The 21,399-nt window shown below is 49.0% G+C and carries 23 protein-coding genes; 5 read left to right on the forward strand and 18 right to left on the reverse strand.

What is annotated here, in order from left to right; translation table 11 throughout:
• The first annotated feature begins 6 nt into the window (after window positions 1–6).
• Both XMG59_RS09255 and XMG59_RS09260 read left to right on the forward strand, forming a co-directional pair.
• Window positions 7–1,185, forward strand: coding sequence for a urate hydroxylase PuuD (locus tag XMG59_RS09255; RefSeq protein ID WP_173498584.1), 1,179 nt, complete (start codon window positions 7–9; stop codon window positions 1,183–1,185).
• A 261-nt stretch (window positions 1,186–1,446) separates the two neighbouring features.
• On the forward strand, window positions 1,447–2,343 hold the full coding sequence (locus tag XMG59_RS09260; RefSeq protein ID WP_173483513.1) for a prenyltransferase: 897 nt from the start codon (window positions 1,447–1,449) through the stop codon (window positions 2,341–2,343).
• Window positions 2,344–2,551: 208 nt separating this feature from the next.
• Here XMG59_RS09260 and XMG59_RS09265 read toward each other — a convergent pair whose 3' ends face one another.
• The 11 genes from XMG59_RS09265 to recQ form a co-directional block, all read right to left on the reverse strand.
• Window positions 2,552–2,983 (reverse strand): hypothetical protein, encoded by a 432-nt coding sequence (locus XMG59_RS09265; protein ID WP_173481085.1) that lies wholly within the window; start codon window positions 2,981–2,983, stop codon window positions 2,552–2,554.
• A gap of 11 nt (window positions 2,984–2,994) precedes the next feature.
• Entirely contained in the window at window positions 2,995–3,855 is an 861-nt protein-coding gene (gene soxA, locus XMG59_RS09270; protein ID WP_173481086.1) for a sulfur oxidation c-type cytochrome SoxA, read from the reverse strand.
• Between the two features lie 24 nt (window positions 3,856–3,879).
• Window positions 3,880–4,191, reverse strand: coding sequence for a thiosulfate oxidation carrier complex protein SoxZ (gene soxZ / locus XMG59_RS09275; protein WP_173481087.1), 312 nt, complete (start codon window positions 4,189–4,191; stop codon window positions 3,880–3,882).
• Between the two features lie 27 nt (window positions 4,192–4,218).
• Window positions 4,219–4,671, reverse strand: a complete 453-nt coding sequence (soxY, locus tag XMG59_RS09280) for a thiosulfate oxidation carrier protein SoxY (RefSeq protein WP_254442920.1) — start codon at window positions 4,669–4,671, stop codon at window positions 4,219–4,221.
• Between the two features lie 31 nt (window positions 4,672–4,702).
• A complete protein-coding gene (gene soxX / locus XMG59_RS09285) occupies window positions 4,703–5,059 on the reverse strand; it encodes a sulfur oxidation c-type cytochrome SoxX (RefSeq protein WP_173481089.1) in 357 nt (118 codons plus the stop codon).
• Between the two features lie 82 nt (window positions 5,060–5,141).
• A complete protein-coding gene (locus XMG59_RS09290; RefSeq protein WP_173481090.1) occupies window positions 5,142–6,170 on the reverse strand; it encodes a c-type cytochrome in 1,029 nt (342 codons plus the stop codon).
• Window positions 6,154–7,494 (reverse strand): sulfite dehydrogenase, encoded by a 1,341-nt coding sequence (gene soxC / locus XMG59_RS09295; RefSeq protein WP_173481091.1) that lies wholly within the window; start codon window positions 7,492–7,494, stop codon window positions 6,154–6,156. Before soxC ends, XMG59_RS09290 begins: the two co-directional genes overlap by 17 nt.
• A gap of 291 nt (window positions 7,495–7,785) precedes the next feature.
• Window positions 7,786–8,718, reverse strand: a complete 933-nt coding sequence (gene ttcA / locus XMG59_RS09300; protein WP_173481092.1) for a tRNA 2-thiocytidine(32) synthetase TtcA — start codon at window positions 8,716–8,718, stop codon at window positions 7,786–7,788.
• A 79-nt stretch (window positions 8,719–8,797) separates the two neighbouring features.
• Window positions 8,798–9,586, reverse strand: a complete 789-nt coding sequence (locus XMG59_RS09305; RefSeq protein ID WP_173498585.1) for a hypothetical protein — start codon at window positions 9,584–9,586, stop codon at window positions 8,798–8,800.
• The gene (locus XMG59_RS09310) at window positions 9,586–10,005 is read right to left on the reverse strand and encodes a YqaA family protein (RefSeq protein WP_173481094.1); all 420 of its coding nucleotides are present in this window, start codon (window positions 10,003–10,005) and stop codon (window positions 9,586–9,588) included. The genes XMG59_RS09305 and XMG59_RS09310 overlap by 1 nt, the downstream gene beginning before the upstream one ends.
• Window positions 10,006–10,011: 6 nt before the next feature.
• Window positions 10,012–12,138, reverse strand: coding sequence for a DNA helicase RecQ (recQ, locus tag XMG59_RS09315; protein WP_173483518.1), 2,127 nt, complete (start codon window positions 12,136–12,138; stop codon window positions 10,012–10,014).
• 99 nt (window positions 12,139–12,237) lie between these two features.
• On the opposite strand from recQ, the gene XMG59_RS09320 reads away from it, so the two are divergent.
• A complete protein-coding gene (locus XMG59_RS09320; protein WP_173498586.1) occupies window positions 12,238–12,816 on the forward strand; it encodes a YecA family protein in 579 nt (192 codons plus the stop codon).
• Window positions 12,817–12,837: 21 nt separating this feature from the next.
• Here the strand turns inward: XMG59_RS09320 and XMG59_RS09325 are convergent, their stop codons facing one another.
• Genes XMG59_RS09325 through XMG59_RS12305 form a run of 3 tightly spaced genes read right to left on the reverse strand, consistent with a single transcriptional unit; the run spans window position 12,838 to window position 14,832 of the window.
• Window positions 12,838–13,236: a VOC family protein gene (locus XMG59_RS09325; RefSeq protein WP_173481096.1), complete on the reverse strand. Its 399-nt coding sequence runs from the start codon at window positions 13,234–13,236 to the stop codon at window positions 12,838–12,840.
• A complete protein-coding gene (locus tag XMG59_RS09330) occupies window positions 13,236–13,700 on the reverse strand; it encodes a glycine zipper 2TM domain-containing protein (RefSeq protein ID WP_173483512.1) in 465 nt (154 codons plus the stop codon). Before XMG59_RS09330 ends, XMG59_RS09325 begins: the two co-directional genes overlap by 1 nt.
• Window positions 13,701–13,758: 58 nt before the next feature.
• Window positions 13,759–14,832 carry a HupE/UreJ family protein gene (locus tag XMG59_RS12305; RefSeq protein WP_173498587.1) on the reverse strand — a complete coding sequence of 358 codons (1,074 nt, stop codon included), beginning with the start codon at window positions 14,830–14,832 and terminating at the stop codon, window positions 13,759–13,761.
• A 161-nt stretch (window positions 14,833–14,993) separates the two neighbouring features.
• Here XMG59_RS12305 and XMG59_RS09340 point away from each other — a divergent pair, with 161 nt between their 5' ends.
• The gene (locus XMG59_RS09340; protein WP_217363726.1) at window positions 14,994–16,895 is read left to right on the forward strand and encodes a 5'-nucleotidase C-terminal domain-containing protein; all 1,902 of its coding nucleotides are present in this window, start codon (window positions 14,994–14,996) and stop codon (window positions 16,893–16,895) included.
• A 180-nt stretch (window positions 16,896–17,075) separates the two neighbouring features.
• Here the strand turns inward: XMG59_RS09340 and XMG59_RS09345 are convergent, their stop codons facing one another.
• On the reverse strand, window positions 17,076–17,312 hold the full coding sequence (locus tag XMG59_RS09345; protein WP_173481099.1) for a YdcH family protein: 237 nt from the start codon (window positions 17,310–17,312) through the stop codon (window positions 17,076–17,078).
• 170 nt (window positions 17,313–17,482) lie between these two features.
• On the opposite strand from XMG59_RS09345, the gene aroA reads away from it, so the two are divergent.
• A complete protein-coding gene (gene aroA / locus XMG59_RS09350; RefSeq protein ID WP_173481100.1) occupies window positions 17,483–18,760 on the forward strand; it encodes a 3-phosphoshikimate 1-carboxyvinyltransferase in 1,278 nt (425 codons plus the stop codon).
• 524 nt (window positions 18,761–19,284) lie between these two features.
• Here aroA and XMG59_RS09355 read toward each other — a convergent pair.
• Genes XMG59_RS09355 through XMG59_RS09365 form a run of 3 tightly spaced genes read right to left on the reverse strand, consistent with a single transcriptional unit; the run spans window position 19,285 to window position 21,311 of the window.
• On the reverse strand, window positions 19,285–19,602 hold the full coding sequence (locus XMG59_RS09355; protein WP_173498588.1) for a BolA family transcriptional regulator: 318 nt from the start codon (window positions 19,600–19,602) through the stop codon (window positions 19,285–19,287).
• A 1-nt stretch (window position 19,603) separates the two neighbouring features.
• Window positions 19,604–20,950, reverse strand: coding sequence for a DUF3422 family protein (locus XMG59_RS09360; protein WP_173481102.1), 1,347 nt, complete (start codon window positions 20,948–20,950; stop codon window positions 19,604–19,606).
• Between the two features lie 10 nt (window positions 20,951–20,960).
• Window positions 20,961–21,311 (reverse strand): hypothetical protein, encoded by a 351-nt coding sequence (locus XMG59_RS09365; protein ID WP_173481103.1) that lies wholly within the window; start codon window positions 21,309–21,311, stop codon window positions 20,961–20,963.
• Between the last annotated feature and the right edge of the window lie 88 nt (window positions 21,312–21,399).

Here is a 21,399-nt window from a genome sequence, read left to right on the forward strand (position 1 = left end):
GTCGATATGGATCCGCACTACACAGAATGGCTCAACCTACTGGTCCGCTGGATACACATGATCGTTGGTATCGCGTGGATTGGTGCCTCTTTCTACTTTGTCTGGTTGGAGAACAACCTAAACCGTAAGAGTCCTAGAGAGGGTCTATCGGGCGATCTATGGGCCATCCACGGTGGTGGTATCTACCATCTAGAGAAGTACAAACTTGCCCCGCCACAGATGCCGGAAAACCTACACTGGTTTAAATGGGAAGCGTACACCACCTTCCTCTCTGGTTTTACCTTGTTGGCAGTTGTCTACTACCTAAATGCCGAACTCTACCTACTCGCCCCTGGCTCAGGCCTAACTGCATGGGAAGGCATTGCGATCAGTATCGCGTCACTGATCGCAGGTTGGTTTATTTATGATTTCTTGTGTGAATCACCCTTAGGTAAACAACCGGCACTGCTTGGATTGGTTCTACTGATGCTGCTGATTATTACGGCCTGGGCCTTTACTCAGGTGTTCAGTGGTCGTGCTGCCTACATTCACATCGGCGCCATTACCGGCACCATGATGGTGGGTAACGTATTCCGCGTCATCATGCCGGGACAGCGTGATCTGGTTGCAGCAATTAAAGAGGGTCGCGAACCTGATCCAAAACAGCCCGCTCGTGCCCTGCTTCGCTCTCGCCACAACAACTACCTGACGCTGCCAGTGCTGTTCATTATGATCAGCAACCACTACCCAAGCACCTATGGCCATGAGTGGAACTGGGCCATTCTATTTGCGATTGCGTTGTTGAGTGTCGGTGTTCGCCACTACTTCAATACCCGCCACGAGAGTCAAAAATTTGCATGGACACTCCCCTTCGCGGCTCTGGGTATGATCTGCCTTGCTTATGTGACACATCCTAATCGCGGTATGGAAGATGTAGCAGCAAGCAATAGCGTCACCCTTGCTCAAGCGACTCAGATCGTGAACGATCGTTGCACTAGTTGCCACGCAAAGAACCCTTCAAGCGAGATGTTCACTGCTCCCCCTGCCGGTGTCATTCTGGAGACAGAAGAGGATGTTCTAATGAGCGCTGCACGCATTCATGCACAGTCTGTCGCGACTCAGGCGATGCCTTTAGGCAACCTAACGGGCATGCTACCGGAAGAGCGCGTCATGCTCGGGCAGTGGTTTAACGCTTTAGATAAATAGTCGAACAATGGGGTCAGACCGAAGGTCAGACCCCAATCGCCTCATCTTGGATAAGGCTCCAACAAAAGCATCCAGTTGGAGCGGTCTTGCAAAGGCCGCGATTCTCTAAAAAAAATCGCTTCATCTTCGATAAGGCTCCAACAAAAGCATACTGTTGGAGCGGTCTTGCAAAGGCCGCGATCTATGCTCAATCCATCACATTCGCTTCGGCTTCGCCTAGATTCTACAATAGGGACACCAACCTTATAGAGGCTCCCAGCTGTGAACCGTCGAATTGCCACTCTGATTGCGACTGCACGACCCAATTTCTTAATCCTTACCCTAGTCTGTGTCTTTCTAGGCATCGCAACGGCGAGCCAAGTCACATCCATTAATCTTGGATTAGCAACGTTAATTCTTATCACTGCACTATTGGCTCACATAAGCGTCAACATGCTCAATGAGTACCATGACTACTGCTCAGGCTTAGACTTAACCACTGATCGAACCCCCTTCAGTGGCGGCAGTGGTGCGCTTCCCCGCCGACCTGAGTCTGCTAAAGAGGTTAAAAGTGTCGCATTAACACTGCTTTCACTGTGCACGCTGTCTGGGCTCTATTTAATGCAACAGAACCTTGCTCTGTTAATGCCTTTGGGGATTTTGGGTCTCTTTATTGTTTTAACCTACACCCCGGTACTGAACAGACACCCAATCGCTTGCCTAATCTCTGCGGGAATTGGCTTTGGGCCGATCATGGTTTTGGGTACCCACATTAGCCTGACCGGCGGTCTGGCAGAGCAGGCTGTGCTGGCGTCCATCATTCCATTCTGTCTAGTGAACAATTTACTGCTATTGAATCAATACCCGGATATCGATGCAGACAGAGCCTCAGGCCGATACCACCTGCTCATCGCTTATGGACGCCATACCGGCGCCAAGGTATACACCCTATTTAACTCGGTTATGATCGCTGGGATGGTACTGCTTATTCAGACAATGGGAACAGATCTATTTGGGCTACTAGTTGGTGTGGTTGTTTCAACCGCCGCGATCAGGCTCTCTATTTTGGTTTTAAACAATGCCGCTAATCAGACGAAATTCAATCAATTGATGGGCCCTAATGTTGCGCTCACACTGGCTACACCCACGATCTTATCGATTCTTATAATGTGGAATTAAGGCAAAAAAAATGGGGCCAAAGGCCCCAAAGATCACTGCGAAAACGGTTAAATCATCCACAAGAAGAGAGTGATAAATCACGCTCTGGAAAGATGTAAGTATCATAGCACCATTATTACCAAAAACAATAACCTAATCACAAAATGTCATATAAAATTTTGGCACAAAAAAACCCGGCACAATAACCGGGTTTTTGTAAGGAATATGATTAGTTCAACGGAGGAACTGCATCAATCCAATGTTTTTCAGCGTAGTCACGCTGCTCTACACCCTTACGTGCTTGGTAGTGAGCACGAGCAGCAAGATCCATTGCTTTCTGGAATTCACCAGCAGCAATCGCCTCTTTAGACTCTTTCAAGTACTTTTTAGTATCACGCCAAGCAAAGCCTGCTTCTTGTGACTCTTTGTACTTAGCCTTAGCAGCATCGAATAGTGCTTGAGCATTTTCAGCGTTAGCTGGTTTCGATGCCAAAGCTTCTTCGATTGTCTGTGTGCTGTACTTCTTGCCGTTCCATTCAAACGTGCCGTTAGCACCTTGAAGGGCACGAGCTGCATCAAATGCTTCACTGAAGCTTTGAGCAGAAGCCATAGAGCTCAGTGTAAGTGCAGCAACAGCTGCGATCGAAATGATCTTTTTCATCTGTTTGCCCCTTACTTACGTGCGCCAGGACCGTTAACGATGAGACCGTTAGACATGTAAGTCTGGAAGTACTCAAGGTTACGGAAAGTTTCGCTTTGTGGCTTCAAGTACTCTGAACGAGAGTCACGGTGACAGCCTTCGTAACGACGGTGTAGTGTACCGATGTTACCCCATTTAGAACGTACTACAGGGAAGTGTGTAGTGTGACCTAGCGCTGGGCTTGGAAGGTCGGCACGAACCAAACGGTTAGTACCAGTCAAATGACAGTCAGCACATGATAGGTTCAACTGACCACGCTTAGAGTAGAAGAACTTTTTACCATCTAGGTAAGCCGCTTTCGCCTCATCGTTTGGAATCTCAATTGCAAACTCGTTACCGCGTGAAGTGTAGGCCATGTATGCAGAGATCTCTGCAATAGCGCCCTTCTTCCAGCCTAGTGGTTTCTCACCGTTTGTCATACGACACTCGTTGATCGCCATCTCTAGAGTTACAACTGTTTTACGCTCGTCGTTCCAGTATGGGAAGTTTTGACGAATGCCAATACCACCGTTCTCGAAACAGTCAGCGTAACCTTTACCGTTTGCGAAAGGCGTATTGAATAGCTCTTCACCCTTTTCGAGGTCTAGCTCGTAAGGAGGGAACTCTTCAATCTCTTCCCACTGCGCACGAGACGCAGCGTCAACAGCATAGATACCGTTTACGTACTCACTCATTGGAGTGTCTGGGAAACGGTTTTTCATATATTCTTGCAGTGCAATGCGGTCAGCTTCTGGATCGACAGTTGCGACAGTAGCTCCCGTAGTTGCTGCCATTGCCATTTGGCTAGCAGCTGCAACACTCAAACCAAGTAGTGTGCTTTTTATTATATTCATGCGTCCTCCGTAAGCAGAGATCAATTACTTGATCTTTGCAGATTCGGTGCCAGTTGCGCCTGTGTTTTCAGACCAAGCAACAGATAGTTCTTCACCCTTAGCGCCACCTTCGAAAGTGAATGCTAGGTATGGGTTTTTAGAGATAGCTGTGTTTAGGTTCGCTTCAAACACGACTTTGCCGCCGTGAGAAACAGACACAGTATCCAGGAATTTAGCTGGGATAAGATTGCCATCTTTACCCTTCTGAAGACCTGTATCCATGTTGTGTTTAGCCATCATTTTAACGGTAGTTTTACCGCCACGTGCGCTAGCTTTAACTCGAAAAATCTTAGCCATTATACTTCTCCTAATCTAAACCGCTTATTAACCGCCACAGCCACCGATAGTGACTTTAACTTCTTTGGTAGCGCTGTAAGTCTTGCCACCAGCCTTAACAACTGCAGTTACGTTAGTTGTTTTACCCATGCGTACACGAGTAGACACGTCTGCAGCAGTACCAGCAGGGATACCGAACTCAGCCGCTAGAGGCGTTGGGTTCTGCTCTACAAAGATAGCCATTGATTCAACGTTAGCCAGCTTAGATTCAACTGATACAGGTACAACTGCACCGTTCTCAGCGATATCTGGAGCTTTCAACATTACGTCAGCACTTGCTTCTGCAGCGCTTCCGTATAGTGCGTTTAGCGCATCAGCTTGTGATTTTGCGTTAAATGCATCTTTATTCCATGCAGCAACTGCCACGCGTGGCATCATTGCACCTAGACCGATTAGCGCACCGCTTGCAGCGATCGCTTTTACAACTGTACGACGATTCATGCTCATTTTACTCCACCTAAATCGAGTCTAATTAGTACTGATAAATGTATTCTACGACTGCGTCGATTTCATCTTCTGTCAAAATATTATGCTTACCCATTGGTGGCATGATAGACAGAGGATTCTTCGCAGTAGCATCCCAAATTTGAGCACGAAGCTCAGCTTTATTTGGGTAGCGTGCTTTCATAGCAATAATCATAGGACCCTGGTTACCAGCTTGGTTGGTAATAGGATCTTGAATGTTGTGACAAGCAACACAGTTACCACGTGACTTACCGTGGTAGATTGCTTGGCCTTCTTTGATCATCGCTTCGCTATGTGAACCCGCGACTGCAGAACCGGTGAATGCTACACCTGCAACTGCTAGGGCTGAGATCAACTTTCGCATGGTCACTCCTTCAGTGATCGTGCACTTTCGTGCTTGTTATTATAAAAAACAGGGCGGCGTTGACCGCCCCGCCATCCGTCAATTATTGACTAGATTCTGCCATGTAGGCAACCGCATTAGCGACAGCTTCGTCAGATAGGTCCATACGACCACCTTTCGCTGGCATAATGCCGTTATCACCCTGGTAGCCATTGATCGCGTGGTCTACTAGGACATCCATACCTTGTGCGATACGTGCTTCCCATGCAGCCTGATCACCTAGCTTAGGTGCGCCTGCGATACCCATACCGTGACATGCGGCACAAGCACCTTCGTAAGTCGCCTTACCCTCTTTAGCAGCAGCTGATAGCTCAGCAGGCTTAGCAGAGTGAGACTCCTCTTCAACTTCAACACCCAGTGCTTTTAGACGCTCTTTCTCTTTCGCTTGCTCAAGAGCGTGTTGCTCTTCGTGAGAAGCGGCAGGACCGTCAGCACCTTCAACGAAGTGACCGACTGGGGTTACACCACCGATAGTACCGGTGATCATGATCGCATTAGGATCTTTACAGTCAGACATACAACGCGTGTTCTTAACATCAGGACGCGGATCTACGAAGAAATTCTCTTCGTTTGGCATCTTGATGTCAGCAAGGTTTTCATTTGTTAGTACGAAGTCATCTTCTACGATCTCGTTCATGTACAGAATGTACGCAGAGATTGCGTATGTCTCATTCGGAGTCAATGAACGTGGAGCCGTAAATGGCATCGCACGGTAGATGTAATCGTAAAGAGTCGAAGCGAAAGGCCAGTAAGAGCCTACAGTTTTAGTAGGACGGTCCTGAGCAAGAGTACCCTGACCACCTACAAGCACTGGCCAACGGCCTTCACCTTCACCAAATAGACCGTGACACACAGCACATTTAGCTTCGTAAAGACCTTCACCGTCTTCTACCGAACCTTCACCTACTGGAAGACCCATACCGTCAGGACGTACATCGATGTCCCAACCAGCGATCTCTTCAGCAGTCGCGGTACGACCGAAGCCGAATGATTCACCCGCGTTTACAGAACCAGCAACTAGTGAGCCGGCAACTGCAGCAGCAACTAGGGTTGGCTTAAGAGAGTTGAACATTCGAAACCTCCCCAGTGTTAGCAACTTTCCAAGTATGGATAGCGTTCTTGTGGTAGATAGACTCAACACCACGAACTTCACGAAGCTGCTTAAGTGTTGGCTGTACGTAACCTGTCTCATCGATCGCACGCGCTTGTAGCAACCATGGCTGACCATCCCACTTAGTCACAAGACTGAAGCGAGTCAGAGCTTTTTCAAGAACTAGACCTTTCAGGTTAGCTGGCGTCCAAGAGACACCGCCGTCGAACGAGATATCTACCTGTTTGATCTTACCACGACCAGACCATGCAAGACCTTCGATCTCGATCATGCCTGGGCTAAGGATTGGTTTTTCAGGACATGGGCTAGTGATAACCGAGTTAGTTTCCTGAACGAATGTAAAGCGACGCGCACGGCCATCAGCCATGAGGTCTGTGTACTTAGACGTCTCTTCACGGTGGTGCCAAGGCTTATCACCGACTTCAAGACGACGAAGCCATTTAATAGAGGTATTACCTTCCCAACCTGGGTTAAGAAGACGAACTGGGTAACCCTGTTCTGGACGAAGCATCTCACCGTTCTGTGCGTAAACAATCAGAGCATCATCAAGACACTTCTCGATTGGGATAGAACGAGACATGTGCGCACCGTCAGCACCTTCAGCAAGTACCCACTTACCTTCTGGTTTAACGCCCGCTTCTTCAAGAAGAACGCGTAGAGGAACACCTGTCCACTCACAGCAGCTTAGCATGCCGTGTGTAAACTGAAGCGCTTCCATCTGCGCACCACGCCACTCCATACCACCGTTCGCTGGACACTCAAGGAACTTGATGTGCGACTCAGATGGGAAGCGCATTAGATCTTCCATAGTGAAGATCAGTGGGCGCTCAACAAGGCCGTGGATGATTAGACGGTGCTCTTCAGGATTAATTGTTGGAACACCACCGTGGTAGCGCTCGAACACAAGTCCGTTTGGCGTAATGATACCTTTCAGCTCGTGAAGAGGTGTCATTGAGATTGAAGAGATAGACTCAGCTGTCAACCAAGGTACGGTACGACGAACAACATCACTTTCGAATTTCGAAGGGTTGCCGTACGGGTATTCAATAACACCGTGACCTAGCTGCTTACCCCAAGTTGGCTCATTTGGTGGCAAGTTGTTTGAGTTAAGTAGAGCATCAGATGCCGTTGCAGTGCCTGCGACACTAGCAGCAGCAACACCGCCTACAGCAGCGATACCCTTGCGGAGAAAATCACGACGATCGTTAGTAGAGAGTCCTTCTGACTCGCTCGCAAGCTGGGACATTAGCTCACGTGTCGTCGGCCCTTTGATGATTTTGGCCATCAATTGCCTCCCGGCTGTTTGTGAATTATCAAAATTAGTTCTAGCGGAACGAATTCTACGTTCCCAATCACCATATATGCAAATTAATTATAGCTATATAAAGCTTTTAGCTATAACGAATCGATATAAGTCGGTTTAGTGACAATAAAATGACAGCCAAACCCACGGAACTACAAGGATTAACCTACCACACAGGAAACTTATGACCATCAATAAGCTATCGGCATTAGCCTAAAGGACTAGTGCGGTGCAACATAATAAAAATCGGGATTTTAGAAGATTTGCAGCCTTTTACAGGGAGGTGATTTCTATCTTTTCGACCACTTGAACGGCCGACTGTTTGTCAACTGTATCGGCGTGTGATGTAGTCAATTTTAGAATGGTTGACTCATCCTCAATACCGTGAGCATATCCGGTTTTGAGGGATTTAAAATCAAACAGCTGCTCATCGGCCAGATGCGACGGAACGACATTGCACATCGCCCTGAACATAGACTCAATACGACCCGGAAACTGCTTATCCCACTGATTCAACATCTCTTTAATGGATGCACGCTGCAGATTCTCTTGCGAGCCACACAAGTTGCAAGGAATGATCGGGAAGCCCTTTATCTCAGCGTACTCGGCAATATCCTTTTCACGCGAGTAGCTCAGCGGGCGTATCACCATATTTTTTCCATCATCTGAGACCAGCTTGGGCGGCATCCCCTTCAGCTTACCGCCATGGAACATGTTTAAGAACAGCGTCTCAATAATGTCATCACGGTGATGTCCTAGCGCTATCTTGTTGGCACCGATCTCATCTGCAAAGCCATACAGCGTGCCGCGGCGCAGACGCGAGCAGAGACCACAGGTGGTCTTGCCCTCAGGAATAACCGACTTAACCACCGAGTAGGTATCTTTCTCGATGATGTGGTACTCAATATCTAAAGAGTCGAGGTAGGCTGGAAGAATGTGTTCAGGGTATCCCGGCTGTTTCTGATCCATGTTGACGGCAACCAGATCAAAGTGGATCGGCGCACTTTTCTGTAGGTTGATCAGAATATCGAGAAGCGTGTAGGAGTCTTTACCACCGGACAGACAGACCATCACCTTATCGCCCTGCTCGATCATGTTGAAGGCCTCTATCGCCTGTCCCATTTCACGTCTGAGTCGCTTATGCAGCTTATTGAAGCGAAGCTTCTGCTTGCGATTGAGCTCATCTTGCTGGGTGTCGTCTTTCATGGTCTATCCGATCTAAATAATGTTTTGCCTAGTTAAATGGCGGCGCAAGTATAACGAAAAGGCAACAAAGCGACAGCCCTTACTGATCGCCTAACGCATCGAGCCAACCTATTTCACTGGCAGTCGCGAGCCCTATGTGAGCAAAACTCAAATCGGAGGGTAATACAGCCACTCCGGGCACAAGCGGAATCCTACCCCCCATCACCTCAGCTCGAGATTGAGGATAGAGCGGCACTTGAACAGGGTCGGCAAATCCATCCGGCCAAACCGGCTCAGCGGTTTCGGGATCATAACGATCCAAAGCCCCCAAAGTATGCAGCGCCTCATGGACCGCTACAAAGTGATTCAAGCCCTGAAAACGATCTGACGCGAAACCATTTACCAGCCCGATCCTACCCTTTTGCAAACCCAAGGAGTGTTTCATGGTGCTATTAAGCGTTGGTGAATAGTAGTTCATGAAGACACGAATAGTATTGTCATCCGCATCAAACTGATCATTCCCAGCCACCCACAAGCGCATTCGCAAACCCCACCATAGAGAGTCCAAAATACTCGCAGATTCTGGCGCTTCAGGCGGAAGTGACGTGACCACAGGATAGAGCTCGACCGACAGAGGCTTTTCAAGGGGAAGACCGTAGCGCCTAGACTCATCAGAGAAGAACTGCTCGATGTCGTTAAAATCGTCATCAGATAGCGTTGCAAGGTACTCTGCTGTTGCGATCGTTTGATCCGCATTCACAGGATAGATTCGCAGTGAGACCGGCTCTTGCCAATCGGGCGTTATCGACTCACTCTGCAAGCGATTGAGCCACAACACGAGCGCCAGCAACATCAGCGCAATATAGGAGATTGTCCGCCAACTCCACATCAGACAGCGACCTCAAGCGCCAGCCATGCGATGACAAAGTAGCGTATCGACTTTCCGATCAGTATAAACAGAAAACTGCTTAGCGGATTTAGGCGCAACCAACCAGCCATTAGACAGAGCGGATCTCCCACTACAGGTAACCAAGCCAGCAGCAGTATCACAGCACCGTATTTCCCTATCCAGCGTTTCGCTCTTTGATGCTGTGGCTTGTCCAACAGTGTCAGAGGGTATTTCAGAGCGATTAACCACCCCATAAAGAAGGAGAGCATCGATCCGGCCAAATTACCGACAATCGCAGTCAAGAGAAGTGGGTAGAAGTTCGCAGGGTTTTCAGCAACGTACCATGCCAACAATAGCTCGGAACCACCGGGCAAAAGCGTTGAAGAGATAAATGCAGCGAGCAGTAACTCCCAAGCCATTCAACCCTACTCCATTGCTGCCTGAACGCAGCGTAATACGCCCAAACTGTAGACGTTAGAGAAGTGCTCAAAAACGGGTTTGAGTGACGCGCCATGTATACTTGAGCTTTCCAAAATCTGCTGCTCAATTTGACTGATCTCTGATAGAGGCAGTTCAACCACGTCCGTTAACGCGAGATCACCCAAAGCGATCCAGTGCGCCAGAATATTGAACACCTGCTGTTCGGATAGATGAACCTGCCTAGCCACTTGATCGGTGGTCATGCCAGCACGATAGAGCTGTAGCACCTCCTCCTTCTGGTAATCCACCTCTTTCTCGCGTTCATTGGAGAGCGACTCGTTAATAACCTCTAGGAAGGCATCGCCGTAGAGTTCCAGTTTACGATCACCAATCCCAGATATACGACGCATCTGAATCAGCGAGGTTGGTTTGCGCTCCACCATCTCCATCAAGGTAGCATCATGGAAGATGACATAAGGTGGCACATTTTGTTCGTCAGAGAGCTGTTTACGACAGGCTCGGAGACCTTCCCAGAGTTTAAAGTCCTGATCATCCAGCTGCATCTCTGGTTTACGAGAGCGCCCACTGGCCATCGATGTGCGCAACTTGCGTTTATCTTTGCGTAACTGGATCTCCGTCTCGCCTTTCAGCAACGGACGGCATTTCTCAGCTAAGGAGAGCGAACCATGCTCTGCAGATACTTGTACCAACCCTTGAGCCACCAGCTGTCGAAACACTGATCGCCAGGTGTTTTTATCGATCTCTTTACCAATACCCCAAACCGAGAGCTTATCGAGACCGCGATCACGCGAACGATCCGAATGTTCCGCATGTAAAATTTCGATAATCGCATTAACGCCAAACTGCTGACCGGAACGATAAATAGCCGACAGCGCTTTCCGAGCCGCCTCTGTACCATCCCATACCTCGGGGGGTTCTAGGCAGTTGTCACAGTTACCACAGGGCTGGTGCTCTGTCTCACCAAAATAGGAGAGCAACACCTGACGTCGACAACTGGTGATCTCACACAGCCCCAACATCGCCTCAAGCTTTTGTCGCTCTATACGCTTCTGCTCATCAGGCGCCTGCCCTGATTCCAACATCTGCCTTTGAAAGATCACATCCTGAAGGCCATAAACCATCCAAGCGTTGGCCGGCTCACCGTCTCGACCGGCACGACCGGTCTCTTGATAGTAGGCCTCTACCGATTTCGGTAGATCCAGATGAGCCACGAAACGAACATTGGGCTTATCGATCCCCATACCAAAAGCGATCGTCGCGACCATAATCACCCCCTCCTCCGTCAGGAATCGGTGCTGATGATGCTCACGCAGTTGTGCATTCAATCCGGCATGGTAAGGCAGTGCATTAAAACCCTTTTCAGATAGCCAAGCGGCAGTATCTTCCACACGCTTGCGGGACATGCAGTAGACCACACCGGCATCCTGGGCATGCTCGGTGCGAATAAAGTTGAGAAGCTGCTCCCTTGCACGATCCTTCTGCATGATGCGATAGCGAATATTGGGACGATCGAACCCCTTAATAAAGACACGACCGGTCTGAAGTTGCAGTTTATCAATGATCTCCTGCTGAGTTCGAGCATCCGCCGTGGCGGTCAGCGCCACCCGAGGCACATTAGGGAAACGTTCCGCTAGAGAACCTAATTGAAGATACTCAGGTCTAAAGTCATGCCCCCATTGCGAGACACAGTGCGCTTCATCAATCGCAAACAGAGCAAGTTGTGATTGCTGCAACAGTGACAGGGTTCTTGGTTGAAGAAGGCGCTCGGGTGCGACATAAAGCAGATCCAGCTCACCATTTAACAGCGCCTGCTCTGTGGCCTGTAACTGGTTAAAATCGATGGCCGAATTGAGACAACCTGCGCGTATACCTAACTGTGACAGCGCACTGACTTGATCTTGCATCAAAGCGATCAGCGGCGACACCACCACCCCAACACCCGATCTGACAAGAGCGGGTAGCTGATAACAGAGGGATTTACCTCCGCCAGTCGGCATAATCACGAGTGCATCCTGCCCCTCTAACAGGGTCTCTACGACGGACTGCTGCGGATCACGAAACTCATTAAAACCGAAGGTGTGTAACAGTTGATGGCGGGCTTGTTCAATCATGCGCTCATTATCGGATATGCCGTGGATTAAGTCACTCAAACATAGGCACTTAATCGAGATCGGGGTACAATTAAAAGATTCAATCTATGGAAAACAGTAATGAATCAAAGTGTAGCTCTAATTAGCGAAGACGAACTGGATCAACTAGAGAACTTTTTAGACTCTGAAGCGGTGGCAGAGACCGCTCTTGATCTAGTCGGTGCACACGGGCTTTTATGCGCTCTTAATATCGCACCTGAAAAAGTCGACGAGTCGACGTGGATGACGCTTATCTTCGACGAGAAGCCTAACTGGAGTAGCGCAGAGCAACAGGCAGAAATAGAGAACCTGTTGAGAAAATTGAACTCTACCATCGCCAACGATCTCTACAGCGATCAGGAAATCTACCTGCCTTGTGATCTCAGCCTTGAAACTGACGAAGAGGATGAGATTCCTGAGATCACACTCTGGGCTGAAGCCTTTATGGAAGGCGTTTTCAGCAATGAAGAGGCCTGGTTCAGTGATGACGAAGAGTCGGTGGCCGGCCTTCTACTACCGATTATGGTCGCATCCGATCTATTCGATGAAGGTGAAGTAAAAGATATTCGTAAAGATCGCGCGTTAAGCGAAGAGATGTGTGAACAGATCCCAGAAATCCTGATCGATCTCTACCTACTGTTTAACGCACCAGAGAAGTAGACCTCTCTTCAAAGGATTCAGTTAGGCCTGCTCGTACAACTCTAACGGCAGGTCATCCGGATCAGCAAAAAAGAGAAAACGCTTGCCGGTATAAGGGTCAACCCTTACCGGCTCATGCCCTACCCCATTGTCAGCCAACCATTCGACCCACACCTCAATATCGCTTACGGCGAAGGCCAAATGGCGCAACCCCTGAGCTTCAGGGTAACTCAAACGTTGCGGAGCTCCGGGCATTGAGAAGAGTTCAACCTGGCCACCATCCGGTAGCGCTAGATCAAGCTTGTAAGAGTCACGCTCTGCTCGATAGTTCTCATCCAATACCGTCAATCCAAGAAGTTCTGTGTAGAACTGCTTGGATCGTTGGTAGTCACTGCAAATAATCGCCGCGTGATGAATCGAGTTGAGCTTAGGCTGCTTCATTAATAGCTGACACGAACGGTATTGCCAGAGCGCAACACACGAACCTTATCGCCCGGTCTGAAGAAGAGATTGTTCTGCACACCCTGGACGATGGAGATGCGACCCCCCTTATCCATTAACAACTGAATCTCTTGCCCTTGAGTTTGTGAGCTGTTCTCTTGGATTTTAGAACCAGCAATACCGCCGGCTACTGCACCCAAGACCGTCGCAATAGATGACCCTTTACCGCCACCAATGGTTGAGCCTGCAATACCACCGACAATAGCACCAGCACCCACACCAACAGGATTGTTAGGATCACCATTAATGATCACCGGTGTCACCTGCTCGACAGTCGCGTACTCAACCGTCTGAACCTGGCGTGCATCGGCAGCGGTGTAGGCTGTTCCTTGCAGGTTCTGCTGCATACAACCAGTTAATGCAACTGCGGCCACTGCACCAATCAACACTCTATTCATTCGCATAACAGACTCCCAATCGTTATTGATAGATTAAGCTTAGACAGAAAGCACGAATTCTGCATTAAAAAATGGCGAGTCGATCAACAAACCAGATCATTCCCATGATACCGATCACCAGTGAAGCCGGAACCACAACAATACGGTGGTAGAGTTTCTCTGAGCTAAACCAGTAAGCGACACCAAAATAGGCAATCAACACCACGGCGAGCTGGCCCAACTCAACGCCAACATTAAAGGCTAATAACGCAGCTACAAAATCATCCGTCGGCATCCCAAACTCCGATAGCATGGTGGCAAAGCCGAGACCATGAAGCAGACCGAAACCGAACACGACGGGAAGACGGAAACGATTAATTTTGGATGAGAAGAGATTCTCTATAGCAACGTAGGCGATCGATAACGCAACCAGAGGCTCTACGATACGAGGCGAGATCGAAATAATCTCCAAAGTACCCATTGCCAAGGTAATCGAGTGGGCAATGGTAAACATCGTAATCTGTAGGGCAATCGGCTTTAAACGACGACTCAGTAGGAAGATACCCAGCACGAACAGGATGTGATCCAACCCTTTGGGAAGAATGTGCTGAAAACCACCTAGGGTGTAAGTTTTCACCACCTGCGCAAAACTCGGTTTGGCAAACACCTCATTCAGCATGAACGGTTCAGTTGGCTTATCCTCTTTTACCCACTGGTGTGACGACCAGTGCCACTCGTTATTTGCCTCATCTACCTGTCTGACTCGAGTCGCATGATCACCAAATGCCATGGGGTAGTACCAGGTTAGGCTTTGAGTCTCCCGGGGGATTCGCCCTTTCAGAATAATCACACTATTGCGAGGCACCTTGGTATAGCCTGGGGGTGGCACAACAAGCTCTTTTAGCTGCAACTCAGCGGGCGCTCCATCAAGCTTCAACTCAACACCCTCTAAGAGCGTCGGCATAAACTTTTTAAACTCCGCCTCCAGCTCTGCCGACTCCATTGCACGGTAATGGTCGTATTGATCTGAGTTGGGCGCCTCTTGAGTGTTTCGGTACTGTCCATTGATACCGGTCAGAAGCGCTTCGAGGCTGGCACGGATCTCAATTTCTACCACTTCAGTCGTATTTGCAGAGATCTCTATCAATGCAGGCTTCACAACATCGGCCCTAACTGGGTAGAATAAGGATGTAACTAATGTGCATATAACGAAAATGCCTGGAATTAGTCTCACTGGTGTGTCTCTAGTAATAAGCATCTGTGCTTTTGGTGGATTTCAGCCTGTGGGCCCTTTAAGAAGAGTGGGAAACTAAGATAACTATGAACCGTCGTCAACTATTGAAGGCTATGGCCGCCGCTGCTGCAGCAGGAAGCCTACCAGCAATTTACACTTCTCGCGCGCTAGCAAGCAACACTGCTCCCAGCGGATTTTATGATGTTCCAATGGAAGGTGATGTTCGTATCCTTCACATTACAGACGTTCACGGCCAGCTAAAGCCTGTCTACTTCCGTGAGCCAAACGTCAACCTTGGTGTCGGTGATGCATTTGGTCGTCCGCCACACGTTGTCGGCAAAAATTTCCTTAAGGAGATGGGTCTTTCAGAGAACTCTCCTGAAGCTTACGCATACACCTACCTTAACTTCCTAGAAGAAGCTAAGAAGTACGGTCGTACGGGCGGTTTCGCACACGTTAAAACACTTCTAGATCGTCTACGTGATCAAGCGGGCGGTCGCCAAAACACACTGACCCTTGATGGCGGCGACCTATGGCAGGGTTCTGGTACTTCACTATGGACACGTGGTGTCGACATGGTAGAAGCATCAAACATTCTTGGCATCGACGTCATGGTCGGCCACTGGGAGTTCACTTACCGTGAAGAGGAAGTGCTTTCGAACGTTGCTCTATTCAAAGGTGACTTCATCGGTCAGAACGTTAAAGTACTAGAAGACTCACTGTTTGGTGATGAGTACTACGAAATGGTTGAGCGTTTCGATGGCCGTGGCCTGTACGACGAAGATACGGGTCATGCGTTCCAGCCATACGTCATTAAAGAGATCAACGGCAAGCGTATCGCTGTTGTAGGTCAAGCCTTCCCACGTACCTCAAACGCTAACCCTAAAGAGTTCTTCCCAGACTGGTCTTTCGGTCTTCGTGAACCAGAGATGATTGAGCTTGTTCAGAAGATCCGTGAAGAGGAGCAGCCAGACGCGGTTGTTCTTGTATCGCACAACGGTATGGACGTCGACATCAAGATGGCTGAACGTGTTCCTGGCCTGAATGCTGTATTCGGCGGTCACACTCACGATGGTGTTCCACAACCGATCAAAGTTAAGAACGTTGACGGTGGCGAATGTTGGGTAACCAACGCAGGTTCAAACGGTAAGTTTGTCGGCTGTATGGACTTCTCGATCGAAGATGGCCAGATCACCAACATGACTTACAAACAGCTACCTGTTATCTCTGATTGGCTTGAAGCTGACGGTGAGATGGAAGCGTACATCAACCAGATGCGCCAAGGTCGTTACGATGAGAACATCATCGAAGCGCGTAACAAGAAGTGGCAGAACAACCCAATCCGTGTCGGCAAAACCTTCGAAGAGATTCTTCAAGAGAAACTGGCTAAAGCGGATCGTACTCTTTACCGTCGCGGTAACTTCATGGGCACTTGGGACCAAGTTATCTGTAACGCACTTCGTTGGGAGTACAAGGCAGACATCGCACTATCAGCCGGCGTTCGTTGGGGTACCACTACTCTAGAGGGTGAGTGGATCACAATGGAAGATGTCATGAGCCAGTGTGCAACAACCTACTCTGAAACTTACGTTCAAGAGATGACTGGTAAAGCGATCAAAGAGATGCTTGAAGGCGTTGCCGACAACCTATTCGATCCAGATCCATACCTACAATCAGGTGGCGACATGGTTCGCGTGGGTGGTCTTGACTACACCATCGATCCAACCAAACCACTTGGCCAGCGTATCTCTGAAGTACGCCTAGACAACGGTGAAGTGATTGCTGATGACAAGAACTACAGCGTCTCTGGTTGGGCAACTGTTAACCGCACACCAGAGGGTCGACTACTCTGGGATATCATTGCTGACTACCTAAAAGCAGAACGCGATGAGAACATGGTGATCAAACTACCTAAGGTGAACAACCCTAAAGTGGTGGGTGTCTCTGACAACCCAGGTTTCGCTGACTACCCAGGTGATTGGGCATAACAGCCTACCCCATTAAAAAACCCGCCTAGTGCGGGTTTTTTATTGCTATGAGAAACCTGGACAAATAGCAGTTCAGAATATCGCGACCTTTTTAAGATCGCTCCAACAAAAAATTGAAGCAAAAAAAACCCGCCTAAAAAGACGGGTAACGTTCAAGCAACGAAAGGACAATGAAAAGGGTTAACCCTGAAGCATTTTGAAAAGCTCATCTTTCAGTTCAAGACGACGCTTTTTAAGTTCCTCTTCACGACTGGTCGTGGTCGGTTCAACTTCAGCTGCAGCAAGCTCAGCCTGCTTAGTAATTTCGTGGTACTCATCAAACAGACGAGAGAAGTGGTTGTTTGATGTTTTAAGCTCATGAATACGTTCGCGGTACTCTGGAAGTTCATGAACTAGATCGTGGTGTTCTCCGATCATTTTTTACTCCTAATTCCATACAGTGTTGATGGTTCTAATATGCCCTACTCCTCTTCATCATCCATTGATTGAAATCAATTAAAACGAATCTCTCTGAACAATGGACTTAACAGACGTTTACCTGTACCTTTTTCGATCCTTTTTTGGCGATCAACTACACTTTTAAGATTATGGAAACTCTTTCACTCCAACCTCGCGATTTTGCAAACGGTGACGTTCAACTGCCAGGCTCAAAAAGCCTATCAAACCGAATTCTTCTTCTAGCTGCACTGGCGGAAGGTGAAACCAAGGTAACCAACCTGCTAGACAGCGCAGACGTTACCCACATGCTGAATGCACTAAAAACGTTGGGTGTCTCTTATGAGCTAGCTGATGATCGTCGCTCGTGCGTTGTCACCGGTGTGGCAGGTCCTTTCAAGCAGCAAAGTGCTGAGATGTTCCTGGGCAACGCCGGTACTGCAATGCGCCCACTAACCGCCGCACTGTGCCTTGGTTTAGGTGAGTTCACACTGACCGGTGAACCTCGCATGTACGAGCGTCCTATCGAGGACTTGGTTGATGCTCTGCGTCAAATTGGCGCTGATATTGAGTACCTAAAAGATGAAGGCTACCCGCCACTAAAGATTAACGCTCAACAGCTAAAAGGCGGACGAGTATCGATTCGAGGCAACATCTCGAGCCAATTCTTGACTGCGCTACTGATGGCCGCTCCAATGGCACAGCAGGATCTAGAGATCGTTGTCGATGGCGAGCTGGTCTCTAAGCCTTACATCGATATCACCCTGCACTCGATGAAGCTGTTTGGTGTTGAGGTCGAGAACAACAACTACCAGAGCTTTGTCGTTAGAGCCGGACAGACTTACCAGTCGCCCGGTGAAGTGATGGTTGAAGGTGATGCCTCATCAGCCTCCTACTTCCTAGCTGCAGCGGCTATTGCTGGCGGAACGATTCGCGTCTACGGCGTCGGTTCTGAATCGGTACAAGGCGACAAAGCCTTCGCTGAAGTGCTCGGTAAGATGGGTGCTAAGGTCACTTATGGCCCAACTTGGGTAGAGGTCTCTAAAGGCGAACTGAACGGTGTAGACCTGGATCTGAACGCCATTCCCGATGCTGCAATGACGATTGCCACAACCGCCCTGTTCGCAAAAGGCCCTACAGCCATTCGTAATGTCTACAACTGGCGCGTCAAAGAGACCGATCGCCTAGCCGCAATGGCAACCGAACTGCGTAAAGTGGGTGCGGAAGTGGTGGAAGGCGAAGATTTCATCGAGATTACACCACCAGCCGAAATCCAGAGCGCCGCGATCGATACCTACGACGACCACCGCATGGCCATGTGCTTCTCACTCGCCTCGTTCGGCAACAGCGAGATCATCATCAATGACCCGGGCTGTACCAGCAAAACCTTCCCAGAGTATTTTGATCTGTTTGCTGAGGTTACGAAGTAACCTGCCCTTTAGGTGGTGACTGGCTTTCAGCCTGTCACCTCTACTTTAAAACATTCTACTCGCCTAAAGGCGGCCAGCCTTACTTTTTGGTCAGCAAAAAGTAAGCAAAAACTGACCACGCTCACTCGGCCTGCGGCACGCTCCGTTCAATGATTTTTCACTGAAGTTCAATAGGACACTGCAAACCGTTAATTGCTCCTGCATTAACGGAATACATGCCTTCCATGGCAATAAGTCGGCTCCTGCCTCCGTTGCAGACTTCGGCCATCCGGGCCTCAGCCCATTGAACTCTTAACCGTGAAAAACCATCGTACTCACTCTCGATCGGACGTGGACGACTGGCACGGGATTTGAGTCAGGCACATTGTTGGAGCGGTCTAGAAAAGGCCGCGATAGGTCTTAATGTGAATTTAGCTATTAGCACCGGTGTCTGGCTTTAGCCTGACATCCACTTTCCCAGCGATTTCCAGAAAGGTAGTAAAGCTAACCTGCGGATGACAGGCTGAAGGCCTGTCACCGAAACACTACTTATCCTGCATTGAACCACCCATACACTTGGGGCTGTCTGGAACTAAACCAGACTTTTCGGCCCACTCTGCTTGGGTGTATAGATGCATTGAGAGTGCATGAATGGGGTTTTGCATAAGATCTGACAGCAGGCCAAAAATGGTTTGGTGACGCTGTATCAGCCGTTTACCTTCAAAATCATCGCTAACGGCGACGAGCTTGAAGTGAGTATCCAAACGGTTACCACCGTGCATGTGGCTCTCGTTCTCTAACTCCATGTGAACAAGATTAAGACCTTCATTGAGACGGGTTTGGATCTGATCTTCTACTGACAACTTACTGATCCCCTTTCGCTGTTGATTCGGTTTTCACTTCAGCGAGTTTCTTAAATCGGTTTTGAATTTTACGAGTAATGAACCATACCGCACCAATCACCAGTGGGACAGAGACACCAGTCGCAAGACTCTTATCGAATTCGACACCGGCACCGTGTACCGCATCAATGAGGTACTTCACTAGGCCAACTGCGTAGTAGCTGATCGCAGCAACCGACAGACCCTCTACCGTATGCTGCATCATTAGCTGTATCTTGGATCGACGATCCATGGAGCTCAGTAGCTCTTGGTTCTGGTTCTCAATCGCCATCTCAACTCGGGTACGCATCATATCGGCTGCGCGGTTTACACGACGCGATAGGTCGTCGAGTCGATTGTGCATGGTCTCACAGCCACGCACAGCAGGCGTCAATCTACGGATCAAAAACTCTTTCAAGGTCAGGTGACCAGAGACCTCATCCTCACGCAATTCATCCAATCGTGCCGCCATAACATCATGGTATGAGCGGCTAGCATTGAAACGGAAGGTGGTTCTCGCACGTTCAGCTTCAATATCGGCCGATAGGTTGATGAGCTCTGTCAAAAGCTGACTATCATCTGAGTTATCACCCGTTGACAGGCGACGCGTCAGATCGGCCATTCGATTATCCATATCAGCAACAACCGGTGACAGCTTACGCGCTTCGCGAAGACCGAGCAGCGCTAACAAACGGTAGGTCTCAACTTCAATTACACGCTGCACCATTCGGCCCATCTGCCCTTTCGACATGCTGTTATTGAAGATTAGGAAACGGCCAAAGTTGTCGCTGTGCGTTCTAAATGTCGTCCAGATTTGTGCTGCACCATTCTGTGGCAGACTGCCGATCATCTGCATATCATCGAGCTGAGAGCGAACATCTTTGGGCTCTGGTAGTTCATCACCCTGAATGTTCTGAATGCGCATATGAAAAGCGGCTACCGCTTTACCTGGGTAGTTACTTAACCAGCCGTCTGGCAGTCGATCCAACGCCGTTGTGAAAAAGGGTTGTGTCGACGCTACCCCTTCACGTGAATCGGTGATGGTCAGTGACGTAAACTCGAGATGCTGCTCCCAACGGATGCGCAGATCGCCCGCTGTGTAGATATTACACGCCTGATCCACTCCGTCGTGTTCGATGTTGAGGGTATCTAGCAAGCGCTGGATGTGCTGACTCTGAATGGCACGCTCCTGTTGGTTTGCCAGCACCGCAATGTGGGTAATACTGGCATCCCCTGAAATGCGCTGGAACGGGCGCGAGTGCAGCTCGTCATAGAGCCAATCACGGTCTTCATGCCATTCCAATCCGTGTTGCTGCTGTGCGACAACCATCAGAGACTCCTTACTCTATATCCAGATTAGCCCGCATCAGGGGCTGATCGCTCAAATCAAAACTCATCAGTTGTAAATCGATGTCAAACCAACTCTTAAAGAGATCAAGCGAGAGCGGTTTGGGCCAAAAATCCTGAAACTCATCCCAGGCAGAGAGTTCGTTCTCAAAGATCGTCAACCAGTGCTGTTCAATCTCTGAGGTGAAATCCTCATCAGAATCGACCTCATCAAAGAGGTAGAGGTTGGCTTCACTGCGCAGCTCCTCTAGTGAAGGAACCGGCTCTTCTGAGCCCGCCAAAAGCCACTCATGAAAAGGAGCCTTGGGTTTAATGCTAATACCCGAGCGGTTGATCAAACGCATAGACTCTCCAATACATAGATTTACTTATAACCATATAACCTGACTATACCGCAGTTGCACAAAGGGAGCACTAGTAGATTTCGCTGAG

Source organism: Marinobacterium sp. xm-g-59, assembly GCF_013283315.1.
In the GTDB taxonomy this organism is placed as follows: Bacteria; Pseudomonadota; Gammaproteobacteria; order Pseudomonadales; family Balneatricaceae; genus Marinobacterium_E.